At 59.8% G+C, this 11,043-nt stretch carries 12 protein-coding genes and 1 tRNA gene; 6 read left to right on the top strand and 7 right to left on the bottom strand.

The features are described 5' to 3' along the window. Nucleotides 1-123: 123 nt before the first annotated feature. From EXQ56_14135 to EXQ56_14115, 5 genes are all read right to left on the bottom strand, one after another. Complete coding sequence (locus EXQ56_14135; protein MSO21562.1) at nucleotides 124-981, bottom strand: hypothetical protein; 858 nt, start codon at nucleotides 979-981, stop codon at nucleotides 124-126. Next, the gene (locus EXQ56_14130) at nucleotides 978-1,739 is read right to left on the bottom strand and encodes a glycosyltransferase family 2 protein (protein ID MSO21561.1); all 762 of its coding nucleotides are present in this window, start codon (nucleotides 1,737-1,739) and stop codon (nucleotides 978-980) included. The genes EXQ56_14135 and EXQ56_14130 overlap by 4 nt, the downstream gene beginning before the upstream one ends. Then, complete coding sequence (locus EXQ56_14125; protein MSO21560.1) at nucleotides 1,740-2,480, bottom strand: nucleotidyltransferase family protein; 741 nt, start codon at nucleotides 2,478-2,480, stop codon at nucleotides 1,740-1,742. It abuts the gene before it with no gap. A gap of 11 nt (nucleotides 2,481-2,491) precedes the next feature. Continuing rightward, complete coding sequence (locus EXQ56_14120) at nucleotides 2,492-3,556, bottom strand: NAD-dependent epimerase/dehydratase family protein (protein ID MSO21559.1); 1,065 nt, start codon at nucleotides 3,554-3,556, stop codon at nucleotides 2,492-2,494. A gap of 184 nt (nucleotides 3,557-3,740) precedes the next feature. Next, nucleotides 3,741-4,148 (bottom strand): hypothetical protein, encoded by a 408-nt coding sequence (locus EXQ56_14115; GenBank protein MSO21558.1) that lies wholly within the window; start codon nucleotides 4,146-4,148, stop codon nucleotides 3,741-3,743. On the opposite strand from EXQ56_14115, the gene EXQ56_14110 reads away from it, so the two are divergent. Next, nucleotides 4,132-4,407, top strand: coding sequence for a hypothetical protein (locus EXQ56_14110; GenBank protein ID MSO21557.1), 276 nt, complete (start codon nucleotides 4,132-4,134; stop codon nucleotides 4,405-4,407). The two genes, EXQ56_14115 and EXQ56_14110, sit on opposite strands and share 17 nt — an antisense overlap. A 104-nt stretch (nucleotides 4,408-4,511) precedes the next feature. On the opposite strand, the gene EXQ56_14105 is transcribed toward EXQ56_14110, so the two are convergent. Beyond that, nucleotides 4,512-4,587 (bottom strand) — tRNA-Met (locus EXQ56_14105). Nucleotides 4,588-4,824: 237 nt separating this feature from the next. Between EXQ56_14105 and EXQ56_14100 the strand changes: the two genes are divergently transcribed. From EXQ56_14100 to EXQ56_14080, 5 genes are all read left to right on the top strand, one after another. Next, a complete protein-coding gene (locus EXQ56_14100) occupies nucleotides 4,825-6,054 on the top strand; it encodes a hypothetical protein (GenBank protein ID MSO21556.1) in 1,230 nt (409 codons plus the stop codon). A gap of 104 nt (nucleotides 6,055-6,158) precedes the next feature. Further along, nucleotides 6,159-7,481: a hypothetical protein gene (locus EXQ56_14095; protein ID MSO21555.1), complete on the top strand. Its 1,323-nt coding sequence runs from the start codon at nucleotides 6,159-6,161 to the stop codon at nucleotides 7,479-7,481. A gap of 27 nt (nucleotides 7,482-7,508) precedes the next feature. Then, the gene (locus EXQ56_14090; protein MSO21554.1) at nucleotides 7,509-8,135 is read left to right on the top strand and encodes an ankyrin repeat domain-containing protein; all 627 of its coding nucleotides are present in this window, start codon (nucleotides 7,509-7,511) and stop codon (nucleotides 8,133-8,135) included. 23 nt (nucleotides 8,136-8,158) lie between these two features. Next, nucleotides 8,159-9,139, top strand: a complete 981-nt coding sequence (locus tag EXQ56_14085) for a hypothetical protein (protein ID MSO21553.1) — start codon at nucleotides 8,159-8,161, stop codon at nucleotides 9,137-9,139. 108 nt (nucleotides 9,140-9,247) lie between these two features. Further along, nucleotides 9,248-9,940, top strand: a complete 693-nt coding sequence (locus EXQ56_14080; GenBank protein MSO21552.1) for a methyltransferase domain-containing protein — start codon at nucleotides 9,248-9,250, stop codon at nucleotides 9,938-9,940. Between the two features lie 92 nt (nucleotides 9,941-10,032). Here EXQ56_14080 and EXQ56_14075 read toward each other — a convergent pair whose 3' ends face one another. Continuing rightward, the gene (locus tag EXQ56_14075) at nucleotides 10,033-10,722 is read right to left on the bottom strand and encodes a lectin (GenBank protein ID MSO21551.1); all 690 of its coding nucleotides are present in this window, start codon (nucleotides 10,720-10,722) and stop codon (nucleotides 10,033-10,035) included. Between the last annotated feature and the right edge of the window lie 321 nt (nucleotides 10,723-11,043).

Genomic DNA, 11,043 nt, shown 5'->3' with positions numbered 1-11,043 from the left:
AAAGTCATTGGCCATCGCCAGATTCCTATGCTGTTGTCGTCGATGGCAAATATCGTTTCTAAGAAACCGATTGCCAAACAGGTAAAGGTCGCGTAATGTATGAAGGTCGAGGGTCGCTAACTTTCAACGACGTTCCGGGCAATCTCCATTACGCTGTACAGCCCTCAGTGCGCTCAGCATGAGAAAAACCATGACGATGTCATTGTGACCTTCTGAGACCGCTTGCAGAACGCTCAGTGGGAGCCAACCGAGAACAGCAGCACCAACCGCCTGGAGCCATAAACCTTCAGTTGCGAGCAGGGCTCGCAACTGTGCTAATGACCCAAACCAAGCCATTCCCAAAAGGAGCTTGAACAGCAGGAATTCAGCCCACACCTTCCCATGCGCAAGCCACGCCAGCGCCGATGAAATGGCCGTCCAGGTTGGACCGTAGGGACTCCGGCTGATGGTACTCCTTCCGAACGGCAACTCGCGGAGTGCTTGAGCGGTCAGATCCGAGTGATAGGGATTTACGCCACTCGCGCCAAGTCTCCCCCAGGCAATCGAAAACCACAAATCGTTGACAAGGATGGGCATGGCCAAGAGCGCGGCTAACCCGAAGGCGAACGCCCATCCGTAAATGGAACGTACAATGCCGGGCGTCAATACACTTTGATTACGCCGCAACAACATGAGTAGTACCAGAAACGTTCCGGTGCACAATAGAAGCGACAACAAGTAGGCGGATGCCATTAAGCCCGGCGTGAAGGCTTCCACCTCCAGGCGTCCGCACCAGCCGCAGTTCTTTTGACTATCCGGCACTCGGAGCAAGAAAGTTCGAGCCGCCAGGAACGGCGAAACTGCGGTGATACCACCAATCGCGGCCAACGTGACCCAAGCGAGGGCATTCACCTGGCGCGCCAGAGAATTGCTGCCGGCGCGGTGCGTTTCGCCGGTCCCCGCTGGCAGACCGCTGGCTGCGGTGGGGTGCGCGGCGGTCATGGTAAGTATTCTTTCTTGTCAACAGCCACTTGCTCACCAGCTTTCGCCCACGGAGATTCCGTGCGCTTCGCCTTCCCTGGACGTCGGGACAGCCGCCACCAGGTTTTCAAAGCTTCCATGACAATACGGTGGTTCAGACACGAATTGGTGAAGCGGTAGGAGATCGGCACTTCGCGCACCGAGCATCCGGAGCGCACCGCGATCACCAATGTCTCCAGCAGAAAATCGAAAGAGCGGCATTGCATGGGCGTGGTAGTGAGCAAATGCATGGCCCGGCGCGAATATCGCCGGTATCCCGAAGTACAATCGTGAATCCAGCGGGGTCCGTCCCGTCGAGGGACCCACAAAATCAGGTTCATCAGCATGCTTCCGGCCATGCTGAGGAACCTACGGTACACGGGTTTGTCTTTTTCTCCCTCACGGTTCCGCGTTCCAATCACCAGGTCGGCATGTTCCGCTTCGATGAAACGCGGGAGTTCATCCGGGTTATGCGAAAGGCCCGCGTCCATGGCCACCATGTATTCATATCCGGAGGCAAGCGCGTAACGCATGCCGTCCAGCACTGCGCCGGCGATATGGGTATTTTTATGGTGCCGGATCACGTGAATGCCTTCGAGGACTGCGAGGATCTCAGCCGTCCGGTCCGTTGAGCAGTCGTCCACCACGCAAACATCCGCATGGGGATGCGTCCGCCGCACCACCTCCTCGATGGTGCCGGCTTCGTTATAAGCGGGAATGACTACCAAGACGGGCGGCATTTAGACGCTGACAACCGCCGTTTCGTAAATGTGTTGGGCGATTTCGATGTCGTCTTTCGTATTGATGTTCACGTATCCGTCACCGATGTTGTAATACTTGACTACTTTCCCCTCATCAATGGCGCATTGGATCAGGTCGGGCAGCTCCTTCTCGCCTCGTGTCGCGTTGATGGGAGTGCGCTCGATGTAGTCGAAAATGCCAGCGCGCAGGATGCAGTTGCCGGTACCCATGATGTCATTGATCGGCGTGTTTGGCTTCTCCACAAGCCGGTAGATCTGCTGAGTGGCATGGTCTCCGAGCAGGGTGTACGTCTTGCGGATCTGTGAACGATCCTGCGTGCGGACAACACCGCACACAGCGAACAAATCTTCCGCATAGAATCGGCGCGCCATGTCCTGGTGGTGGGGATGCGATAGCACTTCGTCCGCCAGAAACAAGACGAAGTCGGAGCCGCCGATCTGTTTTTGCGCGCAGGCGATGGCATGAACCAAGCCTTTCCGCTCGTTCTGGATCACGTAACGCACCGGAACGCCGTCGAAAACAGTTCCAAAGTAGTTGATGATGTCTTCGGCGCGATAGCCGACGACGATGACAATTTGGTCGGCTCCGATCTGGATGGCATTCTCCAGGCTGTATTGCACCAAGGGTCTGTCAAACAACCGCAACATGCACTTGTTGGCTTCTGCGGTTCTGTCATCCAAGCGATTCCCGCGGCCGCCCGCCAATACCAATGCCTTCATGAGATACTCCCTTAGCGCGCAGCCGCCGCTGGTGCGGACTCTCGGAACAGGGCGCCACAGTCTTCGATCCACTGCATTAACATCCCTACTCCTTCTTCCGGTTTCACGCGCGGTTGCCAACCAAACGCGTTCCGCGCACGCTCGATATCGCAGACGAAGTAGGCGAGATCGCCTTCCCTCACGGGTCCGAAGCGCACTTCGGATGCGCGCCCGCCGAGTCGGTCGATTAGCTGGATACATTCCAGGAGGGAAGTCATGTGAGGCGGTCCGCCCCCGATATTGTACGTACCGGGCACCGGATTTTTCTGGTAAGCCACGAAAGCTGCCGCCGCGTCACTGGCATACAGGATGTCCCGCAGTTGTTTCCCGGTGCCGTAAACCGTCAAGGGCCAGCCCAGGAAATTACGGAGCGCAAAATTCGCCACCCATCCGTGATCCTCGCCGCCTAACTGCCTGGAGCCATATATTCCCGTAAATCGGAAAGCGGCCGCCTTGACGCCGTACATATCGGCAAACGCGGTGGTATAGAATTCCCCGCACGACTTAGAGGCGTGCACCGGTGAGAGCCTTCCCGACTTCCCGCTGTTCATGATCGGATCGGTTTCCTTAATGGCCACGGGGTTCCGGACGAAACGGGTTTCCATTTCCTCCAACGTGTCATTAATCCACGGGCCGTATACATGAACGGAGGAGCAGGAAGCCACCGGCACGTTGTGCCCGCGCGCGGCCATCAAAACGTTGACCGTTCCGCCAGCGTTGGTGGTGAAATCGAGTTCAGGATTCTCCCAGCTGATCGTCATTGCCGGTTGCGCGGCAGTGTGCGCGCTGAAGTTGCATCCCGAACTGTAGTCGAGCAATTGCGCCTGATCGCGTACGTCGCCCACCACCACTTGGACGCCCATCGCGCGGAGAGCGTTCGCGTTGTGATCTCGCACGGCGTCGCTTCCGAACCCGGTACGAAGCAGTTCATACTTGGTCATGTTGTCGTAAGCGATGACGTCGGCGCCTTCGGCCAGGAAAGATTCGCAAATGTGCGGACCCAGGAATCCGCACCCGCCCGTGACCAAGACCTTCATCGAGAGATTCCCTTACGTCGCTTTGGAAACTCCGGCTCTACCCGGAACGCGCCTCAGCGGTCAGCGTACCTTCAAAAGGTCTTGCGTGTGCAATCGAGATTCCAGAAAAGGTTATCGCGTGGATACAGCACGTTACGACCAGAACGTGCAATAAGGCACCAGTTTTCTTAGCTGCGAGGAAACATCAGGAGTCCCAAATAGTTGGAATATTTCCAAGACGGTTAAGTTGAGCAGGAAACGCTGGCCATCGCGTGTGGCGGCGTTCGGCGCGCCGAAGCCGAAGCGGGTGCCGGCCCCGGCCATGCCGGCAACCGCGAACGACTCGCGCGGCGTACCGATCTGGACGCTTGTACCGAACGCGACCGGCACGGCCATCAATGTACAATTGCTTGCCATCTCTGGCCAACTCACCTGGATTCCGCGGTTGGTCGAGATCTGGCACCTTTGCGCCACTCGCCGGAATCGCTTGAACGTAGATCTGGAATTGGCCGGATTCGTTAGATTGGTACGCCATCCAGCGGCCGTCCGGCGAGAAATCGCCGCCTTGTTCGTCGAAGGGCGTTTGCAGGTAGAGGATGGACTTCCGGGCCAACGAAGTGCGCTTGCAGTCGAGCTTGTTGGCCTACAACCTGGGGAACCCATGGCGGCGGCTGCTGTTGCCGAAGAAAATCGACCGCTGGTCACTGACCAGCTTGCAGCAACGGCTGGTGAAGACGGGCGGGAGGTTGGTGGAGCACGCCCGGCACTACTGGCTTCTGTTGGCGGAGGGCCATCTGACGCGCCGGGTGTTCGCGGCGATTCTGCGGCGGATCTGGGCGTTGGCGTTACCGGCAGGTTGGAGTGGGGCTTGAGGGACGAATAGGGTAGCGAAAAAAAGAGGCCATCGGTGGCTGTCAATCTGGCTGTCAATGCCCCTGACGCAAAGCCGAACTGACACGCAAATGATTGAAAGATTTGGTGGGCCCTGATGGATTCGAACCATCGACCAACGGATTATGAGTCCGCTGCACTAACCGCTGTGCTAAGGGCCCTGCAATGAGTTGCCAGGCGATGCGCCAGAGACCGTAGGAGCGGCAGCGCGCCCATGTCGTTCATCGCCTTTCGGTCCATCGTACCATCCAGATCTTCCCGGCGCTAAGAGCCGCGTTCCGACCCTGCCACCACGGCTCAGTTGCAGCATAATGGAAGTCTGTGGTTTGCAACAGCTCCCGTGAACACGAGGAAGATCGCGCCCTCTCACGCCTCGCGGGGAACTCGAGAGCCCTCTAATGCCTGCCGCTGCGTTTCTTGCTGCGATCCAAAAACATTCGTTTTGGACGATCTTTGCCGTGGCGGCTATCGTCCGCATCACACAGGTCTTCACTACCATTCCGCCACCGGGTAGCGGTTATGACGAATTGGAGAAGGTGGCGAAGTCGCTAGCGTTGCATGGAACATTCGCCGATCCCTACGCGATCTCCACCGGTTCCACCGCGCACGTGGCTCCTGGATATACGGCCTTTCTCAGTCTGATCTACATGGTCTTCGGCGTGGGCCTCCAGGGCGAACAAGCCAAACGGGCGGTAAGCGGGATCGTGAGCTCGTTGCAGTACGCTTTGCTTCCCCGGATTGGAGACGCGCTGCGGCTTCCACCTTGGGCCGGCACCGCGGCTGGATTGATTTCCGCTCTAGCCCCTTACAAGAGTTTCGCGGAAACCGGCGAAGCATCGTGGGAGCAGCCTTATCTGGCGCTCGCGCTTCTGCTTCTGTTTCTGCATACGCTACGAAGTTGGCGCGATCTCCGGCCTAGGATGCGGTGGTCATTGCTCACGGGATTCTACTGGAGCGTCGCGACCTACATATCACCCATATCAGGGGTGGTCTTCGCGGCGATTCTCTTGTACGAAATCGTGGCCTTCCGGCGCATCCAATCCGTGCTCGTCACGGTACTCGTGTTTGGAATCCTGCAAGTCCCCTGGATGGCGCGGAACTGGAATCAGCTGCATGGTGTGGTTGCCTTGCGCTCAAATTTCGGCCTCGAGTTTCATCTATCGAACCGGCCTGAGTCATCCGCGTTAATGGAAGACAATGTATCGAACGGATTCATCACGCGCTTCCATCCGAGTCAGAACGTCGCCGCCGCCCTTGCGGTGCAATCCAAAGGGGAAGTAACGTACAACCGTGAAGAGCTCAGGGCCGGACTGGGTTGGGTGGCAGAGCACCCCAACCAATTCGCGAATCTTACGTTCGAGCGCTTCTGGAAGTTCTGGCTGTATCCCAGCCACAGGTGGAAATCGACGCTGGCAACCACGCTCATCACGCTGATTGGGCTGGTGGGAATCTGGCGGATGCCCGCCGGACCGGCGTTACGGCTGGTCAATATCTTCTTGCTCTCCTACCCATTGATCTACTACGTGATCCAAGTGGACCGCCGCTATCGCTATCCCATCGAATGGATCTTTATCGTTCCCGCCATTTACGTAATCGGGGAGATTGCCAGGCGCGTAAGACGCCACTGACCTCAATGCGGAGCACACCGTAGGAATGGCCGGACTGTCTGGATGCTAGACTAATAGCCGGCTTCGCAGCAACTCGTGAGCACATCAGGAAGGAGCACAAGAGCATGATACAGAAGCGGAGAATCGGGACCATCGCGACAACCGTCGCCATGCTCGCCCTTCTCATGGTCTGCCCCGCTGCGGCGCAGGAGAGTCAGACCGCGCGCCCAGTGGGCTTTGCCGACCAGATCAAGGCGTTCCTTGAAAGCGACCGAACCTCTCCGCCGCCTCAGCAGGGGATTCTCTTCATCGGCAGCAGCATCTTCCGGCAGTGGGCCAACCTGAAGGATCAGATGGCGCCGCTTCCTGTATTCAACCGCGCGTTCGGGGGGGCTCGAACGTGGGAAGTGCTCCACTACATGGATCAGATCGTCCTGCCGTATCGTCCGCGGATCATCGTCTACTACACGGGCAGTAACGACGTGAACGCGGGGGAGTCGGCCCCGGCCATCGCCGCGCGCATCAAAGCCTTCGTCCAGCGCGCGCATGCCGCCCTGCCCGGCACGCGGGTATACTTCGTCGCCATCAACAAGTCGCCCGACAAGCGCGCGCGGTGGAGCGTGGTGGATGCCGTCAATGCGGAAATGCTGGCGCTGGCGTCCACCACGCCCCATTTGCGTTACCTGGATTTGAATCCCGTCATCTTCGATGCGCACGGTGAGCCGCGGATGGACCTGTATCGCCCCGATGGTCTCCATTTCCATCCACCGGCCTATGAATTGTTCACCGCGATCGTTAAGCCGGTTCTGATAGATGCCTGGCAACAGCTCGGCGCCCCGCAATCCGGCCTGGTCCCGAGTTTGACGCCGGAGCAGATAAAGATGAGCGAGGCGCTCGCCGCCCGCTACGATCAATCGGCGGCGCGGGAACAAGCGCGTCTGGAGACATTCAAAAATCGCCCTCTCGGCGCCGTCGTCCAGCGATCCTTTGACGTGAACGCCAATTACCTGACGATGGCGGCTGAGATGATGCCGGAGCCCGGTTATGCCTTTCGCCCGACGCCCGATGTCCGCAACTTCGGCGAGCAGCTGATCCATGCGGCTGTATCGCACTATTCCTTTTGCAATCAAGCCGGCGTACCTTCGGGTGTTGCACGCCAGGCGGCGCCGGACCTTCGCGCGGGCATCGCCAAAGCTGGCATCGTGAAAGCCCTAAAGGACTCGGTGGCATACTGCGACCGCGTCCTCGCCGCCGCCTCGGAGGCGTGGTTGCTGGAAATCGCGCCCAAGGTGGGAGGCTCGTCGAGCGGCCTCGTCGAAGGCATGCGGACCCACGCCTTCATGTACAACAACGTTCATGACGCCGAGGATTACGGCACCATCACCACCTACCTGCGCATGCAGGGGCTAGTGCCCCCGTCGTCCGCCCTGCACTCCTCCGGACATTAGAGACGCCGGATCACGGCAAGGGACTGCATGGACATCAAGCCAGCCATCCAGCGCGGTGACGCGACCGGCTTACGTGAGTTGCTTGCCGCGGACCCGGCGCGGGCCAACCATCTCATCGAGTGGGGCGCGCAGGCGGGAATCCACGCACATCCGCTGCATTACGTATCGGACATGCTGTTGGCGGGTACGCTCGAGCCGGGCACAGAGATGCCGCTCATCGAAGCGCTACTCGAAGCGGGAGCGGACGTCAACCCCCAAGCCTCGAATGGCGAGACGCCACTCATCGGAGCGGCCAGTCTCGGCGCGGAGTCCGTCGGTCTGCGGCTTCTGGAAGCAGGGGCCCACCCCGATGGGGAAGGCCTTTTCGGAGCGACCCCGCTGCACTGGGCCGCTTGTCTTGGACTCACGCGGCTGGTGGCGCGCCTCATTGAGAAAGGCGCTGATGTCAATCGCAAGGACACAACGCACAACTCATCACCGGTAGGATGGGCGCTCCACGGCAGTTATCACGCGCCACCCGGCAGTCGCGCACAGCATCACCAGGTGGTGGCGCTGTTGATCTCCGCCGGGGCGAGAATCGAATCCGGATGGCTCGCCGATGAAAAGGTCCAAGTTGATCGGGATATGTTCTTCGCATTAGGCGGCGGCCGCTAACCGGTGGTGTGGCTCTAAACTGAATACCTTACGCGGTATTAAATGCGTCCTGCTGGCTACGATTTTCACTGAATCGGCCGATCTTAAGCCTTAATGGAGAAATCGTGTCAATAGCGCCTGCTGAAGCTCAGCCCATCCAGATTCCACATCCCATCTCCCAGATCACAGTGATCCTGGATGCCGGCGCCGGCCCGTCGTCGCGGCTGCGCGGCAGCCTCATTTCCCAGGTGGACGGAGTCCTCAAAATTCTGCTCACCACCGCTGTAAGATCGGGCGTGCAGGTAGGCGTCGCGGGTGAAGTGGAAACGCCCGACGGTATCCTGCCCCTGCGTGGCAAGTACCGGGTCCGCTCCTGCCGGCTAGCCGGTATTGGGAAGTATCACGCCGAACTGGAGCCTGACGCGGAGCAGGAGCAAGCAGCTTCCGCGGCTTCGTCCGACGACGAAGACGTCGATTATTATGAGATCCTGCAAGTCAGCCGCGCTGCGGACACCGATACAATCCGGCGCGTATTTCATGTATTGGCCCAGCGCTACCACCCCGATAATAAGGAGACCGGCAACGACGACAAATTCCGCCAGGTGGTGGAGGCGAACGCCATCTTATGCGAGCCTGAAAAACGCGCCGCGCACGACGTGAAACTGGCGCAGTCGGACAAGACCCGCTACAAGATTTTCGATTCACTCCAGAGCACGCAGGGCGTGCAGGCCGAACTCCGTAAGCGCAAAGGCATTCTGCGGCTCCTCTACGCCAAGCGCTTGGCCGAGCCGCATTCCCCGTTTATGAAAGTGCGCGATTTTTGCGAAATGCTCGGCTGCCCCTTGGAGCACCTGGAGTTCGCTCTATGGTTTCTGCGTGAGAGCAAGTTCGTGATTCGAGCCGATAATAACCGTTTTGAGATCGCGCGCCTTGGCGTGGAAACGTTTGAAGCCGAAGAGGTCAACTACGGCAAGAAGCAATATCTCAAGCTGCCGGCGGCAAGTGGCGGTTCCGAGTCTGAATAGCGATCCGGAAGCCTGAAAACTAAAGCCCTGCCAGGCGCCGGTGCGCACGCTCCGTGGCCGGTGTGCTGCAATCCCGGCGGGTTACAATCCCGGAGGGTTACAATCTTTATGATGAACTCACCGACTGAAAGACGTGACTCCATCATGCGATTTCTCTGCGCAATTCTGATTCTCGCGGCATCCGCGTTGGCCCAAGCCGGCGGCAACGCCGCCCCGGACGTCAACAAAGACTATCGCACCAAGGAAGGCCGGGCTACAGTGGCCAAGCGGCTGGCGAATCCGGAGCGTGATCGAACGCAGAAGCCTGAAGCCATCGTTGCGGCTCTGCAACTGAAGCCCGGCATGACCGCCGCCGATATCGGCACGGGCGTCGGCTACATGCTGCCCTTCCTCAGCACGGCCGTGGGTCCTTCCGGCAAGGTCATCGCCGAGGACATTCAAACCGATTTTCTGGACGGCGCAAAGGCCAGAATCGCTGCCGCGAAGCTCACCAACGTGACCGCCGTGCTGGGCGCGGCGGACGATCCTAACCTCCCGCCGGGCGCGGTGGACGTGGCGCTGGTTCTGGACGCCTACCATCACATGGAGCAGCCCGCCAAAGTGCTGGCCGCACTGGCGCGTGGGTTGAAGAAGGACGGGCATCTGGCCATCGTCGAGTTCCACAAGGCCGACCGGCCCGATCACCTGCGCTTCGATCAAGCCGAACTCATCCGTGAAGTGGAAAGCAACGGCTTCCGTATGCTTTCGAAGATCGACCGCATCACGGATTCGCAGTATCTGGTGACCTTCGGAAAACGATAGCGCCGGCCGGCATCCCCGCTCATTGCGGCGCTAATAAGAAAAGGGCCGCCCTGTTCGGGTGGCCCCTTCGATAACTGCGCTCAGGTTCGTTACTACCGCGGCGCGTCGATCGCGAAACAATAAAACAGCCCCGCGCCGCCAGTAGCGACCAGGTCCGGCTGGCTGCAACTGCGGCTGGGATGCACGGCATTCCAGGACATGTTGGATCCGCCGGTGCGGTCATGGTGCCCCAACTGGGCAGTGCCCGCGCCGTTGCTGGTCCAGTTGTTGCAAGTGTGATCCATGGCGTCGGTAAAGGCGCGCCCGTCGGGCTGCGAACCGGTCAGCATGTCGTGCATATTCGGCGTGGCGCCCACTCCGTTCACGGGATTGCCTTTTTCGTCGATAGCCGTCACGCGCGTCAGGGTGTTGCCCAAGCGCGCTTGTTCCAGCGTATCGCCGTGCAGATGGCCGACGTTCTGCGCGACGGCCGGGCCGCGGGCGTTGAACCACGGTCCCGTGCCGATGCGGTCGCGCGCATTCACGGCGCCGGGGCCTTGCGTGCTAAGGTACGCGCGCCACGTGCGGTTGCCCGCGCCCGCGGCCGCGGCCAGATTCTGGCAGTGCTGATCCGCGCCGGCCAAGCCGCCGAGGTTCGCGCCATCGCCCTTGCCCACGCTGGTGATGAAGAAACTCATGGGTGGCGGCGGGGCCTTTTGTTGATTGGCCGGCGGCTGTTGCGCGATCGCCAGCGACGATCCCAACAGGAGCAGGCTGGAAAGAGCAGTAATGTTTCTTCGCATATGTATCCCTCGATGTATTGATCGATTCTTCCTTTCGAATCTGTTGGCCGCCGCAGGTTCAAGCTCGCAAGACGGCCTTCGTTGAGGGTACCACGCGGACGGTCACCCCGCAGCCCGCGGTGCCTGACCCGAGGGCGGGATCCGGAGGAGATCCTGAGGGGACGGGGCGCGACGGGGCGCCGGGCGCGTGGAATGGAAATGCACGACTATGTTAGTGTGGTCGGTGTTCAGAGGCTCGTCATGTCCACAAAATTCGGCGCTCTGGCCGTCGCGGGCGTGCTGGCCGCGACCTCCGCGAGGGCGCATCATTCATTCGCCGCC

This window comes from Acidobacteriota bacterium (assembly GCA_009691245.1).
GTDB lineage: Bacteria > Acidobacteriota > Terriglobia > 2-12-FULL-54-10 > 2-12-FULL-54-10 > SHUM01.
This window is presented reverse-complemented; position numbering and strand designations above follow the sequence as displayed.

What these genes read in the sequence shown, in the direction of transcription:
- EXQ56_14135 (MSO21562.1), bottom strand. Translation starts at nt 981, where the DNA reads ATGACCGCCGCGCACCCCACCGCAGCCAGCGGTCTGCCAGCGGGGACC.
- EXQ56_14130 (MSO21561.1), bottom strand. Translation starts at nt 1,739, where the DNA reads ATGCCGCCCGTCTTGGTAGTCATTCCCGCTTATAACGAAGCCGGCACC.
- EXQ56_14125 (MSO21560.1), bottom strand. Translation starts at nt 2,480, where the DNA reads ATGAAGGCATTGGTATTGGCGGGCGGCCGCGGGAATCGCTTGGATGAC.
- EXQ56_14120 (MSO21559.1), bottom strand. Translation starts at nt 3,556, where the DNA reads ATGAAGGTCTTGGTCACGGGCGGGTGCGGATTCCTGGGTCCGCACATT.
- EXQ56_14110 (MSO21557.1), top strand. Translation starts at nt 4,132, where the DNA reads ATGGACTTCCGGGCCAACGAAGTGCGCTTGCAGTCGAGCTTGTTGGCC.
- EXQ56_14100 (MSO21556.1), top strand. Translation starts at nt 4,825, where the DNA reads ATGCCTGCCGCTGCGTTTCTTGCTGCGATCCAAAAACATTCGTTTTGG.
- EXQ56_14095 (MSO21555.1), top strand. Translation starts at nt 6,159, where the DNA reads ATGATACAGAAGCGGAGAATCGGGACCATCGCGACAACCGTCGCCATG.
- EXQ56_14090 (MSO21554.1), top strand. Translation starts at nt 7,509, where the DNA reads ATGGACATCAAGCCAGCCATCCAGCGCGGTGACGCGACCGGCTTACGT.
- EXQ56_14080 (MSO21552.1), top strand. Translation starts at nt 9,248, where the DNA reads ATGATGAACTCACCGACTGAAAGACGTGACTCCATCATGCGATTTCTC.
- EXQ56_14075 (MSO21551.1), bottom strand. Translation starts at nt 10,722, where the DNA reads ATGCGAAGAAACATTACTGCTCTTTCCAGCCTGCTCCTGTTGGGATCG.